Below are 14,594 nucleotides of genomic sequence, written 5' to 3'. Positions count from 1 at the left end.
TAACTCGATGCATCCATAGCTCAGCTGGATAGAGTACTCGGCTACGAACCGAGCGGTCGGAGGTTCGAATCCTCCTGGATGCACCATCTCTTCTTCATGACCTTTCTGTTTTTGACTCTCAGTTTCTGAATCCTGCGCCAATCAAATCCACTGGTGAAAAAATTGCTGAATTAACCGGCGTTTATGCCCGGCATTGCACTCTGACCTTTTTCCGAAAACGAAAAAAACTAATGCTTTCAAAGCATTTGCGGTTAAGCGCGCCTGGCGACAACCTGAGCGCATTACGCTAAAGTAATGGCTCATTTTGTGGTGCTCGATGGAGTGACAATGTACGACCAATATGACGCCCTGATTTTCGATATGGACGGCACAATTCTGGATACTGAGCCGACACATCGAAAAGCCTGGCAACAGGTGCTTGGCCGCTATGGTTTCACCATGGATGAAGAAAAAATGGTGGGCTTCAATGGCGCTCCAACCTGGCAACTGGCGCAGTTCATTCTTGAGCAGAACAATGCAACGCACGATCCACATCTGCTGGCGGCGGAAAAAACCGCTGCGCTGAAAGCGATGTTGCTGGATGACGTGCGTCCGCTGCCGTTGATGGACGTGGTCAAAGCCTATCATGGTCGCCGTCCGATGGCGGTGGGCACCGGCAGTGAACACAGCCTGGCAAAAGCCCTGCTCGAAGAGCTAGGCGTTTACCACCTGTTTGATGCGGTTGTCGGAGCGGATGACGTACAGCGTCATAAACCGCAGCCGGATACCTTTTTACGCTGCGCTGAATTAATGGGCATCGCGCCCGAGCGCTGTGTGGTGTTTGAGGATGCTGACTTCGGCGTACAAGCCGCCAAAGCAGCAGGCATGGACGTGGTTGATGTCCGTTTACTGTGAATGAATTTCTGACCTATGGATCGTTATTCGGCAGCAGCTTCCTGAGTGCGACTCTGTTACCGGGGAGCTCGGAAGCGGTGCTGGTTGCACTGCTGATCGCCCAAAAAGGTTCGGTTTATGGATTGTTATTGGCTGCATCAGTGGGAAACACACTGGGCGGCCTGACCAACATTCTTCTTGGTCGCCTGATGCCAGAAAAAGGGCAAGGGCGATGGCACGACACAGCAATGACGTGGTTACACCGATTGGGACCTGCAGCACTGATTTTCAGCTGGCTGCCGGTAGTGGGCGACTTACTCTGCGTGCTCGCAGGTTGGTTGCGCTTTGCCTGGCTGCCTTCGGTACTGTTCCTCGCCATCGGTAAAACGCTGCGTTATATCGTTATCGCGACCGCCACATTACAAACAATGCAATGGTGGCATTGATTCGCACAGATTCGAGGCTACGGTTAACATTATGCTGAACAAAAATAAATTATTCACACAGCGGGAGGTTAATGTGATCCCGGACGTATCTAAGGCACTTTCCTGGCTGGAAGCGCATCCTGACGCGTTAAAGGGTATCGGCCGTGGTATTGAGCGCGAATCGTTACGCGTAAAACCCGATGGTCACCTGGCAACCACAGGACATCCTGAGTCACTCGGTTCGGCGCTTAAGCACGACTGGATCACCACCGATTTTGCTGAGACGCTGATGGAGTTCATCACGCCGGTTGATCAGAGCATCGATCGTTCACTGGCATTCCTGCGCGATATTCACCGCCATGTGGCGCGTGAGTTGGGCGAGGAGCGCTTGTGGCCTTTCAGCATGCCTGGCTTCATTGATGATGTTAATAGCATCGAGCTGGCGCAATATGGCAGCTCCAATATCGGCAAAATGAAAACGCTGTATCGTCAGGGGCTGAAGAATCGCTATAGCGCGCTGATGCAAATTATCTCTGGCGTGCATTACAACTTCTCGCTGCCGCTGTCGTTCTGGCAGGAGTGGGCGGATGTGAAAGATGCCGAAAGCGGCAAAGAGACCATTTCTGCCGGCTATCTGCGTTTGATTCGCAACTACTATCGCTTTGGCTGGGTCATTCCTTATCTGTTCGGTGCATCGCCAGCGATCTGCTCCTCATTCCTGCAAGGGCGTGAGAGCAATCTGCCGTTTGAAACTGACGGCAAAGGCACGCTGTGGCTGCCTCATGCCACCTCGCTGCGCCTGAGCGATCTTGGTTACACCAACAAATCGCAGAGCGGATTGGGCATCACTTTTAACTCGCTGGAAGGTTACGTTGCAGCGCTGAAAGCGGCGATTAAAACGCCGTCGGAAGAGTATGCCGCCATGGGCACCAAAGATGCCGATGGCAACTGGCTGCAGCTGAACACCAACGTGCTGCAGATTGAAAATGAGCTGTACGCACCGATTCGTCCGAAACGCGTTACGCGTTCAGGTGAAGCGCCATCCGATGCGCTGCTGCGCGGCGGGATTGAATACATTGAAGTGCGTTCGCTGGACATCAACCCATTCTCCGCGATTGGAGTAGATGCCGATCAGGCGCGCTTCCTCGATCTGTTCCTGATTTGGTGCACGCTGGCTGATGCGCCAGAAATGAGCGCGGATGAGCTGCTGTGCACGCGTAAAAACTGGAACCGCGTGGTGATGGAAGGGCGTAAACCTGGCCAGGTCATTGCTGTGGGTTGTAGCGAAACCGAACATACGCTGGTTGAAGTGGGTAAAGCGCTATTTGCCGATTTGCGTCGCGTGGCGGAAGTGCTCGACAGCAATCACGGCAACACGCAATATCAACAGGTTTGCGATCAACTGGTGGCATCTTTCGACGATCCTGAGCTAACCTATTCGGCGCGCATTCTGCATGTGATCAAAGAAAACGGTTTGACCGGCGCTGGCGTGGCCCTGGCGGAGCAATACCGTCATCTGCTGTGTGAAGAGTCGCTGGAGATTCTGACCGAAGAGGACTTTAGTCGTAAGGCGCTGGAGTCGGTGCAGGCACAAGAGAAGCTGGAACAGAGCGATACGCTGGATTTCGAAAGTTACCTTGCGGGCCGCGAAGGCTAGAAAAGAAAATGGCCACATCAATGTGGCCAAAATAAACATCTCTGTTGTCAGGGATGATGATAACAAATGCGCGTCTTTCATATATTCAGACGCTGGACGAACAGAAAAGTTTCATCGTTTTAAAAAAAATCTCAAAACAGGAGGTGACGTATGCCACTACTGGATAGTTTTACTGTTGATCACACCATCATGGGCGCACCTGCAGTACGCGTAGCAAAAACCATGAAAACTCCGCATGGCGATACCATCACCGTTTTCGACCTGCGTTTTTGCCGTCCGAATATTGAAATTCTGACTGAGCGTGGCATTCATACGCTGGAGCACCTGTTTGCTGGCTTCATGCGTAATCACCTGAATGGTGATGGCGTTGAAATCGTCGACATCTCTCCGATGGGTTGCCGTACCGGCTTCTACATGAGTTTGATTGGTACGCCTGACGAGCAGCGTGTAGCAAAAGCCTGGAAAGGCGCGATGGAAGATGTTCTGAAAGTCAAAGAGCAGGGCCAGATTCCAGAGCTGAATGAATATCAGTGCGGCAGCTACAAACTGCACTCACTGGATGAAGCGCAGCAGATCGCGCGCAATGTGCTGGCTCACGACATCGGCGTGAACCGCAACGAAGATTTGAAGCTGCCAGCTGAAAAGCTGAAAGAGCTGCACATCTAGTTGAGACACAATGAAAAACGCCGCGATTATCGCGGCGTTTTTGTTTGCAGGCTTCAGGAGCCGATGGAGGATTTCAGTGCGTGGTGCGGCGTGATGCGCACCTGCTTCACCATGTTGTCCTGCACATCGAGGATATCGATATCGTAGGCACCAAGGGTAACGCGGGTATCAACCAGCGGAATCTCTTCCAGTGCTTCCAGCAGCATGCCGTTAATAGTGCGCGCATCCTCTTCCGGCAGCGTCCAGTTGAAGGCTTTGTTGATTTCACGCACATTGGCGCTGCCTTCAATCAATACCGAACCATCGTTTTGCGGCATCACTTCTTCGGCCAGCGATGGCGACATTGAGGTGGTAAAATCGCCGACGATCTCTTCCAGAATATCTTCGATCGTCACTAAGCCTTTAACATCGCCATATTCATCAACCACCATGCCGACTTTCTTTTTGTTACGCTGAAATTTAACCAGTTGCACGTTAAGCGGCGTGCCTTCCGGCACATAGTAAATTTCATCAGCAGCACGCAGCAGGCGATCTTTGTTGAACTCTTTCTTCTCGGTCATCATGCGCCAGGCTTCACGCACGCGCAGCATACCAACGCAATCGTCCAGCGAATCGCGGAACAGGACGATGCGTCCATGCGGCGAATGACTCAGCTGGCGCTCAATGGATTTCCAGTCATCATTGACGTTGATGCCGACGATCTCATTGCGCGGCACCATGATGTCATCCACGCTGACTTTCTCCAGATCGAGTACTGACAGCAGCATGTCCTGATTACGGCGCGACATCAGCGAACGTGACTCATGCACGATGGTGCGCAACTCTTCTTTGCTCAACGCCGAGTTGATTGAACCGTCGGTTTTAATGCCCACCATGCGCATCAAAATGCGGGTGATGGTATTCAGCAGCCACACCAGCGGCAACATCACGTACTGCAGCGGAGCCAGTAACACGCTGCTGGGATAGGCGACTTTTTCTGGATAGAGCGCCGCGACCGTTTTCGGCAGCACTTCAGCAAATACCAGAACCACAAAAGTCAGAATACCGGTAGCAATCGCCACGCCGGCATCGCCATACAGACGCATGCCGACAATCGTGCCAAGAGCGGAGGCGAGGATATTAACGAGGTTGTTACCGATTAAAACCAGGCTGATTAGGCGATCGGGACGACGCAGAAGTTTTTCCACCCGACGCGCGCCGCGATTGCCGCTTTTGGCTTTATGGCGCAGTTTGTAACGATTGAGCGTCATCATGCCGGTCTCTGAACCGGAGAAATACGCAGAGACCAGCACCATGATGACCAGCGTAATGATCAGCGTGGTGGTTGAAACGTGTTCCAACACAAAATCCTTAGTGAGAAGTGAGCAGGTGCTGAAGCACGCGACTGCCGAAATAGGCCATGGTTAGCAGCAGTGCGCCGCCACAGTTAAACCACACGACGCGGCGTCCGCGCCAGCCTTCACGATAGTGTCCCCAAAGCAGAACGATGTAGACAAACCAGGCAATGATGGAGAGAACCGCTTTATCCACATTCTCCGCGCTAAACAGGTTATGCATGAAGAGCAAACCGGTGCAGAGCACCAGCGTCAACAGCACGACACCAATCTGCGTGATGTGGAACATTTTGCGCTCAATGCTGAGCAGCGGCGGCATATCCTGAGTGAAAGCCAGTTTCTTATTTTTTAACTGGTAATCGATCCACGCCAGCTGCAGCGCATACAGTGCCGCGATGATCAGCGTGGCATAGGCAAACAACGACAGACCGATGTGAACCATCATGCCCGGCGTGGTTTCCAGATGCGTAATAAAGGCATTGGGCACAAAGGTGGCAAAGGCCAGATTAATCAATGCAAAGCTGTAAACAATCGGCAGCAGCAGCCAGCCACGATTGCGCGAGGCGACAATTGTCATGATGGCGCAGATAAGCAGGCTAACCAGCGAGCCGATATTAAGCAGGCTGAGGTTTTGCCCGTTATCAACAGCAAAAATGCGCTGCTGCAGGGCAACGGCGTGCGCAATCAGCGCCACGCAGGCGGAAAGCACAGCAAAACGACGCCAGCCACCGTTGCGTTTAAGCAGGCTGGGAATGATCAATGCAAGACTGAGGGAGTAGGCGAACAGCGCCACGATCGCGAAAACGAACATAGATCCTTTCAGGTATCGGTCAGATAAGGAAAAAAGCAGTATAGCGCCAGCAGCAGCAGGCTCCAAACGATCTGACGGTCAATTGCAGAGATCGCTTCGTCTTCGTGTTATAATCCGGCGCATTGTGTCGCCTATGGCGGCCTCGCTACGGTTCTAAGTGAGAGAGCATGTTTGATAATTTAACCGATCGTTTGTCGCAAACCCTGCGCAATATCAGCGGCCGCGGAAGGCTGACCGAAGACAACATCAAAGACACGCTGCGTGAAGTTCGCATGGCGCTGCTGGAAGCTGACGTTGCGCTGCCGGTGGTGCGTGAATTTATTAATCGCGTGAAAGAGGCCGCCGTTGGCCACGATGTGAACAAAAGCCTGACGCCAGGCCAGGAGTTCATTAAAATCGTGCGCAACGAATTGGTTGCGGCGATGGGCGCTGAAAATAATGCGCTCAATCTGAATGCTCAGCCGCCAGCCGTGGTGCTGATGGCCGGTTTGCAAGGTGCCGGTAAAACTACCAGCGTGGCAAAACTGGGTAAATTCTTGCGCGAGAAGCACAAGAAGAAAGTGTTGGTGGTTTCTGCTGACGTTTATCGCCCTGCGGCGATCAAACAGTTGGAAACCCTGGCTGAGCAGGTCGGCGTTGATTTCTGTCCGTCCGATCTGAGCCAAAAGCCGGTCGACATTGTTCAGAACGCGCTTAAACAAGCCAAAGTGCAATTCTACGATGTGCTGCTGGTGGATACCGCCGGTCGTTTACACGTCGACGAAGCGATGATGGACGAAATCAAACAGGTACACGCCGCGATCAATCCGGTGGAAACGCTGTTTGTGGTCGATGCCATGACCGGTCAGGATGCCGCCAACACCGCGAAAGCCTTCAACGAAGCGCTGCCGTTGACCGGTGTGATCCTGACGAAAGTCGATGGTGATGCGCGCGGTGGTGCGGCGCTGTCGATTCGTCACATCACCGGCAAGCCAATCAAATTTATGGGGATGGGCGAGAAGACCGAAGCGCTGGAAGCTTTCTATCCAGAGCGAATCGCGTCGCGCATTCTCGGCATGGGCGATGTTCTGTCGCTGATCGAAGATATTGAGAGCAAAGTTGACCGCGATCAGGCGGAGAAACTGGCGAAGAAACTAAAAACCGGCGACGGTTTTGATCTCAATGACTTCCTTGAGCAGTTGAAGCAGATGCGCAACATGGGCGGCATGGCGAGCCTGATGGGCAAACTGCCGGGCATGGGGCAGCTGCCAGACAACGTGAAATCGCAGATGGATGACAAAGTGCTGGTTCGCATGGAAGCCATCATCAATTCGATGACGCGTAAAGAGCGTGAGAAGCCAGAAATTATCAAGGGTTCGCGTAAACGTCGTATTGCGCTGGGCTCAGGCATGCAGGTGCAGGACGTCAACCGACTGCTGAAACAGTTCGATGATATGCAGCGCATGATGAAGAAAATGAAGAAAGGCGGCATGGCCAAAATGATGCGTGGCATGAAAGGTATGATGCCGCCTGGATTCCCTGGTCGCTAAGGCGGCCGCAGAGAAAGCCGGTTATTTGACACACTCAGGTTGCTTTTTGCGCCAAAATGAGTAAAATTTTCGGGCTTTTTATATCGCGCTCGGGCCCCGTTCCTCGATGGGGGCCGGGTGTTTTATTAACTGAAGAGGATGTTATGGTAACAATTCGTTTGGCACGTCACGGCGCTAAAAAGCGTCCGTTCTATCAGGTCGTCGTCACTGACAGCCGCAATGCTCGTAACGGTCGTTTCATCGAGCGCGTAGGTTTCTTCAACCCGATCGCTTCTGGTCAGGCTGAAGGTCTGCGTCTGGATCTGGACCGTATTGAGCACTGGGTTGGCCAGGGCGCAACGCTTTCTGATCGCGTTAACGCGCTGATCAAAGAAGCAAAGAAAGCAGCTTAATCTGTCACGGTGGTGAGCATGAGCATTAAACCTGCCGGGCAGCCTCCCGTTAACCCGATTGTATTGGGAAAAATGGGCGCGGCTTACGGAATTCGGGGTTGGCTCAAAGTGTTTTCCTCCACTGAAGACGCTGAAAGCATCTTCGACTACCAACCTTGGTTCATCCAGCGCGCCGGTAAATGGCAGCAGGTCGAACTCGAGGGCTGGAAGCACCACAATCAGGACCTGATCATCAAAGTCAAAGGCATTGACGATCGGGACGCTGCAGCACAGTTGACCAATTGCGAAATTACGGTTGACTCCACGCAGCTGCCAGCGCTGGAAGCAGGTGATTACTACTGGAAAGACCTTATGGGTATGAAAGTAGTGAACCTCGAAGGCTACGAGATGGGCAAAGTCATTGATTTGATGGAAACCGGATCGAACGACGTTCTCGTCGTTAAGGCAAACCTGAAGGATGCATTCGGTGCGCAAGAGCGGTTAATTCCGTTTCTTGATGAACAGGTTATCAAGAAAGTCGATCTCTCTACTGGCCTTATTGAAGTAGATTGGGATCCTGGTTTTTGATCTCCGGACAATCCGGTAACGTAACGGCGAACGCGATGTGGATTGGTATTATTAGCCTGTTTCCAGAGATGTTTCGCGCTATTACCGAGTACGGGGTAACTGGCCGGGCAGTAAAAAATGGCCTGCTCGACATTCAAAGCTGGAGTCCTCGTGACTTCACGCATGACCGGCACCGTACCGTGGACGATCGTCCTTACGGCGGCGGACCGGGAATGTTGATGATGGTGCAACCCTTACGGGACGCTATCTCCGCAGCGAAAGCGGCGGCGGGAGAAGGCGCTAAGGTGATTTATCTTTCACCTCAGGGACGCAAACTGGACCAACAGGGCGTTTGCGAACTGGCGACCAATCAGAAGTTGATTCTGGTATGTGGTCGCTACGAAGGGATAGATGAGCGCGTGATTCACACAGAGATTGATGAAGAATGGTCAATCGGTGATTACGTTCTCAGTGGCGGTGAGCTACCAGCCATGACGTTAATTGACTCGGTCGCCCGGTTTATTCCCGGCGTACTGGGGAAACAGGCGTCAGCCGATGAGGATTCGTTCTCGGATGGTTTGCTGGATTGCCCGCACTACACCCGACCTGAAGTGTTAGAAGGGATGGAAGTTCCGCCAGTTTTACTGTCGGGCAACCATGCCGATATTCGCCGCTGGCGCCTGAAACAGTCGTTAGGCCGTACCTGGCTAAGAAGACCTGAACTTCTGGAAAACCTGGCTCTGACTGAAGAGCAAGCACGGTTGCTAAATGAGTTCCAGCGTGAACATCAGCAGCAACAAAACGATGAGGCGGGAGAGTAATCTTCCCTCACTATCAGTTTACCCAGGATAAGAGATTTAATTATGAGCAACATTATCAAGCAACTTGAACAAGAGCAGATGAAGCAGGACGTACCTTCATTCCGTCCGGGTGATTCCGTGGAAGTGAAAGTATGGGTCGTAGAAGGTTCTAAGAAGCGTCTGCAGGCATTCGAGGGCGTGGTTATCGCTATTCGTAACCGCGGTCTGCATTCTGCATTCACTGTTCGTAAGATTTCTAACGGCGAAGGTGTTGAGCGTGTCTTCCAGACTCACTCTCCAGTAATTGACAGCATTGCTGTTAAACGTCGTGGTGCTGTGCGTAAAGCCAAACTGTATTACCTGCGTGAGCGTACCGGTAAGTCTGCTCGTATCAAAGAGCGTCTTGGCGCGTAAGCGACTTCTCAAAGTTAATAGCAAACAAGGGGTTGGCCATTTGGCCGGCCCCTTTTTTTATGGGCGCTGTAAATGATAAATCGCGGCGTTCACCGCTCCGCTCTCCAGAATGATTAGCCCAAAGCAATAATTAACTAAAGTGAAGCCGCAGCGTAAGGCAACCGCGCGACTGGCGTGATTCTCTTCTGCTGCAAGAATCTCTAGCTGATTGATATGTGGATGCTGGAAGCCAAATTCGACCAACTGCGCCACCGCACGCGTCGCAACGCCTTGCCGCTGAGCATCACTGCGCACCCAATATCCTAATGCACTCCTTTCGTCCGGATTCTTTGCGAAACGAATACCGGCGCTTCCTAGCAACCGATCGTTGCCATCCACAATCGCGAACTCTTCCGCTTCGCCTTTACTGCGTTGAATGCGCGTGAAATCGATCCAGCTGGCCGCTTCATCAGGATGATAATCGTCGTGGGCCCAGGCCATCCAGGGTTTTAACGTACTCAGCGATTCGTTGACGGCCTGAGTAAAAGCATTGATATCCTGCAACGTGAAAGGACGCAGTGTGATAAGCGAAATGGACATCGCACGATCCCTGAAAAATAATGAATAACAGAATGTTAGCTTGGCTGATGGCAAAAATCACTAACGGGATTCATCATGATGTAATTATATGTTTACAGGCTGGTGTTTTGGCGCCCTAAATTAAATTATTGTAATTTAAGGTTTTTATGTGTTTTTAAGTGGTTTTTTATTTTGATGGTAATAAAAGTGTACATTTGTGGATTGCATGATGTACATGATGTGATAAAGTAAGCGCCATCCTCAGTGAGGATCCCAAACCGCATAAACGAGTAAAAAGGATCGCAATCATGCAAAAAGACGCGCTGAACAATGTGCATATCGCCGACGAACAAATTTTGATTACCCCGCAAGAGCTGAAAGCCAAATTCCCGCTCACTGCGGCGCAGGAAGCGCAAATTGCGTCTTCTCGCCAGACCATTGCCGACATTATTGCGGGCCGCGATCCGCGCCTGTTGGTGGTTTGTGGTCCTTGTTCGATTCACGATACCGAAGCCGCACTTGCCTATGCCCGTCAGTTGCAATCTCTCTCTGCACAGTTGAAGGATCAGCTGTACATCGTTATGCGCGTTTATTTTGAAAAACCTCGAACCACCGTCGGCTGGAAAGGGTTAATCAACGATCCTTACATGAACAACTCGTTTGATATGGAAGCCGGCCTGCATATCGCACGTCAGCTGTTGGTTAATCTCGTCGAGATGGGATTACCGCTGGCGACCGAAGCGCTGGACCCCAATAGCCCACAATACCTTGGCGATCTGTTTAGCTGGTCAGCGATCGGTGCGCGTACCACTGAATCACAAACCCACCGTGAAATGGCTTCAGGCCTTTCCATGCCGGTTGGTTTTAAAAATGGTACGGATGGCAGCCTTGGTACCGCGATTAACGCCATGCGCGCCGCTGCGATGCCGCACCGTTTTGTAGGTATCAATCAGGCTGGTCAGGTTTGCTTGCTGCAAACCCAGGGTAACCCAGATGGACATGTGATTCTGCGCGGCGGTAAAGCACCAAACTACGGTCCAGAAGATGTCGCTCAGTGTGAAAAAGAGATGCTGAAAGCGGGACTGCGTCCGGCCTTAATGATAGATTGCAGCCATGGTAATTCTAACAAAGACTATCGCCGCCAGCCTGGCGTAGCCGAATCGGCTATCGCGCAGATTAAAGATGGAAACCGTTCCATCATTGGCCTGATGTTGGAAAGCAACATTCATGAAGGCAATCAGTCTTCTGAACAGCCACGTAGCGAAATGAAATACGGTGTATCCGTCACTGATGCTTGCATCGACTGGGAAACCACTGAAACGTTGCTGCGTGAAATCCATCAGGATCTGCAGGGAGTGCTGTCGGCGCGTCTGTCACACGAGGTGTAATGAGTCATGGTGGCTGAACTGACCGCGCTACGCGATCAAATCGATGAAGTAGATAAAGCACTGCTTGGGTTACTGGCAAAACGACTGGAGCTGGTAGCCGAAGTAGGGGAAGTTAAAAGCCGCTACGGTTTGCCGATCTATGTTCCTGAGCGTGAGGCCAGCATGTTGGCTTCACGCCGTCAGGAAGCTGAAGCGCTCGGTGTCTCGCCGGATTTGATTGAAGATGTATTGCGTCGCTTGATGCGTGAATCTTATGCGCATGAAAATGACAAAGGCTTCAAAACACTGTGTCCTACGCTGCGTCCGGTGGTAATAGTGGGTGGCCGCGGCCAGATGGGGCGTCTGTTTGAAAAGATGCTGACACTTTCTGGCTATCAGGTCCGCATTCTGGATAAAGGCGATTGGGATCGTTCGGACGAGCTGCTGAAAGATGCGGGCATGGTGATCATCAGTGTGCCAATCCATCTGACAGAGCAAATTATCGGTGAGCTGCCGAAATTGCCAGAAGACTGCATTCTTGTCGATCTGGCCTCGGTGAAGAATCGCCCGCTGCAAGCGATGCTAGCCGCGCACACCGGACCGGTTCTGGGCTTGCATCCGATGTTTGGCCCGGACAGCGGCAGCCTGGCGAAGCAGGTTGTGGTGTGGTGCGATGGCCGTCAGCCGGAAGCTTATCAGTGGTTCCTTGAGCAGATTCAGGTTTGGGGCGCGCGCCTGCATCGTATCAGTGCCGTTGAGCACGACCAGAATATGGCGTTTATTCAGGCACTGCGTCACTTTGCGACTTTCGCTTATGGCCTGCATCTGGCGGAAGAGAACGTTAATCTGGATCAGCTGTTGGCGTTATCTTCGCCGATCTACCGCCTGGAGCTGGCGATGGTTGGACGTCTGTTTGCGCAGGATCCACAGCTTTACGCAGACATCATTATGTCCTCGGAGAGTAATCTGGCGCTGATCAAACGTTATTACCAACGATTTGGCGATGCGATCAAACTGCTCGAGCAGGGCGATAAGCAAGCCTTCATCGATAGCTTCGAGCGGGTTGAACACTGGTTTGGTGATTACGCGAAACGCTTCCTTGTCGAAAGCAGAAGCATGCTGCGATCGGCGAACGACAGCCGGCAGTAAAAACAAAAGGCATCCGCGAGGATGCCTTTTTGCTTAGAGGCGCGGTTCAACCGGCACCACATTCTCGCCTGGATAGCAGCCGAGAACTTTTAATGAACGGGTTAAGCCGCTTAACTCCGTTAACGCCAACTGCATATTCTCTGATTGCAGATTGCCTTGCACATCAATATAAAACATCTCTTCCCATGGATTGCCGTTAATTGGACGGTTTTCCAGTTTGCTCATGATCAGGCCGTGGTTACGCAATACCATCAGCGCTTCAACCAATGCGCCCGCTTGTTGGCCAGTCGCCATGATCAACGTAGTTTTTGCCGGAACCTGACCGGAAACCTCAATTGCTTTACGTGCCAGCACGATGAAGCGCGTATGGTTCTGCTGCTGATTGGCCAGATTACGCTCCAGTACCTGCAATCCATACAGCTCACCGCCCGCTTCACTACCCAATGCGGCAACCTTCGGGGAATTCATCGCGGCCACTTTCTCCATCGCTGCAGCGGTGCTTTCGGTGTATTCGATTTTCCATTGCGGGAAGCGATTGATGAATTGGCTGCACTGCTGGAATGGCTGTGGATGGCTGTACACCGTTTCGATCTGCTGTAGATCGGTGCTGCCGTTGACCAGCACACAGTGCTCAATTGGAATGGTCAGTTCACCCACAATCGATAGCGTAGTTTGCTGAAGCAGGTCGTAAACGTCGTTAATCGAGCCAGAGCTGGTATTTTCAATCGGCATTACCGCGTAATCCGCCTGACCACTCTCGACCTGATGAATAATGTCATGGAATTTCAGGCAGCCAATCTCCACCATTGAATCGAAATGTCGGGTGGCATATTTACGCGCGGCAAGATGTGAGTAAGAACCTTTCGGCCCGAGGAATGCAATGCGCGGCGCGTGAGCGTGTGGATGGTTAAGATTCTTTTGCAGCAACGCTTGCTGGGTAAGAACAGAATCTTCAATAACCAGTTGGAACAGGCGGGTAATGTAATGCGCATCAAGCTGATGCTTTTTACCCAGAGAAATCAGGTTTTCCAGCAGTGCGCGTTCACGTTCTACGTCGCGGATAGGGCGATGCGTTGCCAGCTTAGCTTGGGCAACTTCAACAGCCAGTGTGCGACGCTCCGACAAAAGCGCTAAGAGTTTTTCATCAACGGCGCTGATTTTATCGCGTAATGCCAGCAGCGGATTTTCGGGATTCATAGGGCTCACCTGTAAAATGTCCAATAAAAAAAGCCTCCCATTTGGGAGGCTTTGTTGTTCGTCTTCGCATTCATTTTCACATGACGAATCGCCTCCCGATCAGGGGAAGGTAAAAAAGAATGCGAAGAAGAACGGGAGATGTTTCATGGTTGTTTCCATAAATGAAGTGGCTTGAGAGTAACCGCAGTGATTTAAAGCTGTCAATAAAAAACGCGCCCGAAGGCGCGTTACTAAAGATGTTTATTTATTCCGTAGGAAGAAAATCTTTCACACTACTATTGGCGCGACGTGCTTCGGGTTTATGTTGCGCTTTATTAAGTTGTCGCTCCAGCTTGGCAATCAAGTCATTGATGGCCGTATACATATCATCATGTTTCGCACTGGCAACCAGCGTTCCGTTAGGGGTATTAATGGTGGCGTCAGCCACAAACTCCTTCGGCTCTTTCGATAACACAATGTGAGGGTTTATCAGATGTGTTTGCCATTTTTCCAGCTTGGCGAGACGCTCTTCAACGTGGTTACGGATGGCCTCGGTGATTTCCATTTGTTTGCTGGTAATGTTCAGAATCATAGTTAAACCTCTCTGTCATTTCCGTCTGGGTAGGACCAGCATACCGCGGATATCAAGAAAATGTGTGATCAAGATCACATTGAAATGTCACTTTTTGTCAATGCCGCTTAATTGTGAGAAAGGCCGGGAAAGTAGCCGGAAATGCTTGAAGACGACTGCGGAAGGGCGCATGATTGACTGGATAACCGCAGCGATAAATCTCTAAAATTGTTGAGTTATCTACTAAATGACATAAAAAAAGCAGCTACATGGGCTGCTTTTTTGTGGGTGTCATAATCAAGGCTGATTATTTGCCGCAATGATTT

The 14,594-nt window shown here is 51.5% G+C and carries 17 protein-coding genes, 1 tRNA gene and 1 other annotated feature; of the genes, 12 read left to right on the top strand and 6 right to left on the bottom strand.

Going from position 1 to position 14,594, the window contains the following annotated elements; genetic code table 11:
* Positions 1–9: 9 nt before the first annotated feature.
* The 5 genes from RTM06_RS20710 to luxS all read left to right on the top strand — a co-directional run bounded on the left by RTM06_RS20710 (position 10) and on the right by luxS (position 3,621).
* Positions 10–86 (top strand) — tRNA-Arg (locus RTM06_RS20710).
* 241 nt (positions 87–327) lie between these two features.
* Positions 328–894 carry a fructose-1-phosphate/6-phosphogluconate phosphatase gene (gene yqaB, locus RTM06_RS20705; protein ID WP_008108985.1) on the top strand — a complete coding sequence of 189 codons (567 nt, stop codon included), beginning with the start codon at positions 328–330 and terminating at the stop codon, positions 892–894.
* Positions 891–1,319: a YqaA family protein gene (locus RTM06_RS20700; protein WP_312184552.1), complete on the top strand. Its 429-nt coding sequence runs from the start codon at positions 891–893 to the stop codon at positions 1,317–1,319. The genes yqaB and RTM06_RS20700 overlap by 4 nt, the downstream gene beginning before the upstream one ends.
* 31 nt (positions 1,320–1,350) lie before the next feature.
* A complete protein-coding gene (gene gshA / locus RTM06_RS20695) occupies positions 1,351–2,955 on the top strand; it encodes a glutamate--cysteine ligase (RefSeq protein ID WP_312184551.1) in 1,605 nt (534 codons plus the stop codon).
* A 150-nt stretch (positions 2,956–3,105) separates the two neighbouring features.
* Complete coding sequence (gene luxS, locus RTM06_RS20690; protein ID WP_007893307.1) at positions 3,106–3,621, top strand: S-ribosylhomocysteine lyase; 516 nt, start codon at positions 3,106–3,108, stop codon at positions 3,619–3,621.
* 53 nt (positions 3,622–3,674) lie between these two features.
* Here the strand turns inward: luxS and RTM06_RS20685 are convergent, their stop codons facing one another.
* Both RTM06_RS20685 and RTM06_RS20680 read right to left on the bottom strand, forming a co-directional pair.
* Complete coding sequence (locus RTM06_RS20685; protein WP_008108991.1) at positions 3,675–4,961, bottom strand: HlyC/CorC family transporter; 1,287 nt, start codon at positions 4,959–4,961, stop codon at positions 3,675–3,677.
* A 10-nt stretch (positions 4,962–4,971) separates the two neighbouring features.
* Entirely contained in the window at positions 4,972–5,766 is a 795-nt protein-coding gene (locus RTM06_RS20680) for an inner membrane protein YpjD (RefSeq protein ID WP_008108993.1), read from the bottom strand.
* Between the two features lie 167 nt (positions 5,767–5,933).
* On the opposite strand from RTM06_RS20680, the gene ffh reads away from it, so the two are divergent.
* From ffh to rplS, 5 genes are all read left to right on the top strand, one after another.
* Positions 5,934–7,295 carry a signal recognition particle protein gene (ffh, locus tag RTM06_RS20675; RefSeq protein ID WP_008108995.1) on the top strand — a complete coding sequence of 454 codons (1,362 nt, stop codon included), beginning with the start codon at positions 5,934–5,936 and terminating at the stop codon, positions 7,293–7,295.
* A gap of 143 nt (positions 7,296–7,438) precedes the next feature.
* Entirely contained in the window at positions 7,439–7,687 is a 249-nt protein-coding gene (gene rpsP, locus RTM06_RS20670) for a 30S ribosomal protein S16 (protein WP_007893313.1), read from the top strand.
* Positions 7,688–7,705: 18 nt separating this feature from the next.
* Positions 7,706–8,254 (top strand): ribosome maturation factor RimM, encoded by a 549-nt coding sequence (gene rimM, locus RTM06_RS20665; RefSeq protein WP_008108998.1) that lies wholly within the window; start codon positions 7,706–7,708, stop codon positions 8,252–8,254.
* A 35-nt stretch (positions 8,255–8,289) separates the two neighbouring features.
* On the top strand, positions 8,290–9,054 hold the full coding sequence (gene trmD / locus RTM06_RS20660; protein ID WP_312184553.1) for a tRNA (guanosine(37)-N1)-methyltransferase TrmD: 765 nt from the start codon (positions 8,290–8,292) through the stop codon (positions 9,052–9,054).
* Positions 9,055–9,096: 42 nt separating this feature from the next.
* Entirely contained in the window at positions 9,097–9,447 is a 351-nt protein-coding gene (gene rplS / locus RTM06_RS20655; RefSeq protein WP_007893316.1) for a 50S ribosomal protein L19, read from the top strand.
* A gap of 57 nt (positions 9,448–9,504) precedes the next feature.
* Here rplS and RTM06_RS20650 read toward each other — a convergent pair whose 3' ends face one another.
* The gene (locus RTM06_RS20650; RefSeq protein WP_256697199.1) at positions 9,505–10,026 is read right to left on the bottom strand and encodes a GNAT family N-acetyltransferase; all 522 of its coding nucleotides are present in this window, start codon (positions 10,024–10,026) and stop codon (positions 9,505–9,507) included.
* 287 nt (positions 10,027–10,313) lie between these two features.
* Here RTM06_RS20650 and RTM06_RS20645 point away from each other — a divergent pair, with 287 nt between their 5' ends.
* Together RTM06_RS20645 and tyrA are read left to right on the top strand one after the other, a co-directional pair.
* Complete coding sequence (locus tag RTM06_RS20645) at positions 10,314–11,393, top strand: 3-deoxy-7-phosphoheptulonate synthase (protein WP_061719955.1); 1,080 nt, start codon at positions 10,314–10,316, stop codon at positions 11,391–11,393.
* Positions 11,394–11,399: 6 nt separating this feature from the next.
* Positions 11,400–12,521, top strand: a complete 1,122-nt coding sequence (gene tyrA, locus RTM06_RS20640) for a bifunctional chorismate mutase/prephenate dehydrogenase (RefSeq protein WP_008109005.1) — start codon at positions 11,400–11,402, stop codon at positions 12,519–12,521.
* 33 nt (positions 12,522–12,554) lie between these two features.
* On the opposite strand, the gene pheA is transcribed toward tyrA, so the two are convergent.
* The 3 genes from pheA to raiA form a co-directional block, all read right to left on the bottom strand.
* The gene (gene pheA, locus RTM06_RS20635; RefSeq protein WP_154155473.1) at positions 12,555–13,718 is read right to left on the bottom strand and encodes a bifunctional chorismate mutase/prephenate dehydratase; all 1,164 of its coding nucleotides are present in this window, start codon (positions 13,716–13,718) and stop codon (positions 12,555–12,557) included.
* Positions 13,719–13,741: 23 nt separating this feature from the next.
* Positions 13,742–13,866 (bottom strand) — a sequence feature (Phe leader region).
* A complete protein-coding gene (gene pheL / locus RTM06_RS20630) occupies positions 13,818–13,865 on the bottom strand; it encodes a pheA operon leader peptide PheL (RefSeq protein ID WP_100703679.1) in 48 nt (15 codons plus the stop codon). Its footprint overlaps the feature before it by 48 nt.
* 96 nt (positions 13,867–13,962) lie before the next feature.
* The gene (gene raiA / locus RTM06_RS20625; RefSeq protein ID WP_008109009.1) at positions 13,963–14,289 is read right to left on the bottom strand and encodes a ribosome-associated translation inhibitor RaiA; all 327 of its coding nucleotides are present in this window, start codon (positions 14,287–14,289) and stop codon (positions 13,963–13,965) included.
* Positions 14,290–14,594 lie beyond the last annotated feature (305 nt).

It is taken from the genome of Pantoea sp. CTOTU46764, assembly GCF_031974595.1.
GTDB classification, from domain to species: domain Bacteria; phylum Pseudomonadota; class Gammaproteobacteria; order Enterobacterales; family Enterobacteriaceae; genus Pantoea; species Pantoea trifolii.
This window is presented reverse-complemented; position numbering and strand designations above follow the sequence as displayed.

Coding starts and splice junctions, on each gene's coding strand:
- yqaB (WP_008108985.1), top strand. CDS start 328: ATGTACGACCAATATGACGCCCTGATTTTCGATATGGACGGCACAATT.
- gshA (WP_312184551.1), top strand. CDS start 1,351: ATGCTGAACAAAAATAAATTATTCACACAGCGGGAGGTTAATGTGATC.
- luxS (WP_007893307.1), top strand. CDS start 3,106: ATGCCACTACTGGATAGTTTTACTGTTGATCACACCATCATGGGCGCA.
- RTM06_RS20680 (WP_008108993.1), bottom strand. CDS start 5,766: ATGTTCGTTTTCGCGATCGTGGCGCTGTTCGCCTACTCCCTCAGTCTT.
- ffh (WP_008108995.1), top strand. CDS start 5,934: ATGTTTGATAATTTAACCGATCGTTTGTCGCAAACCCTGCGCAATATC.
- rpsP (WP_007893313.1), top strand. CDS start 7,439: ATGGTAACAATTCGTTTGGCACGTCACGGCGCTAAAAAGCGTCCGTTC.
- rimM (WP_008108998.1), top strand. CDS start 7,706: ATGAGCATTAAACCTGCCGGGCAGCCTCCCGTTAACCCGATTGTATTG.
- trmD (WP_312184553.1), top strand. CDS start 8,290: ATGTGGATTGGTATTATTAGCCTGTTTCCAGAGATGTTTCGCGCTATT.
- rplS (WP_007893316.1), top strand. CDS start 9,097: ATGAGCAACATTATCAAGCAACTTGAACAAGAGCAGATGAAGCAGGAC.
- RTM06_RS20650 (WP_256697199.1), bottom strand. CDS start 10,026: ATGTCCATTTCGCTTATCACACTGCGTCCTTTCACGTTGCAGGATATC.
- RTM06_RS20645 (WP_061719955.1), top strand. CDS start 10,314: ATGCAAAAAGACGCGCTGAACAATGTGCATATCGCCGACGAACAAATT.
- tyrA (WP_008109005.1), top strand. CDS start 11,400: ATGGTGGCTGAACTGACCGCGCTACGCGATCAAATCGATGAAGTAGAT.
- pheA (WP_154155473.1), bottom strand. CDS start 13,718: ATGAATCCCGAAAATCCGCTGCTGGCATTACGCGATAAAATCAGCGCC.
- raiA (WP_008109009.1), bottom strand. CDS start 14,289: ATGATTCTGAACATTACCAGCAAACAAATGGAAATCACCGAGGCCATC.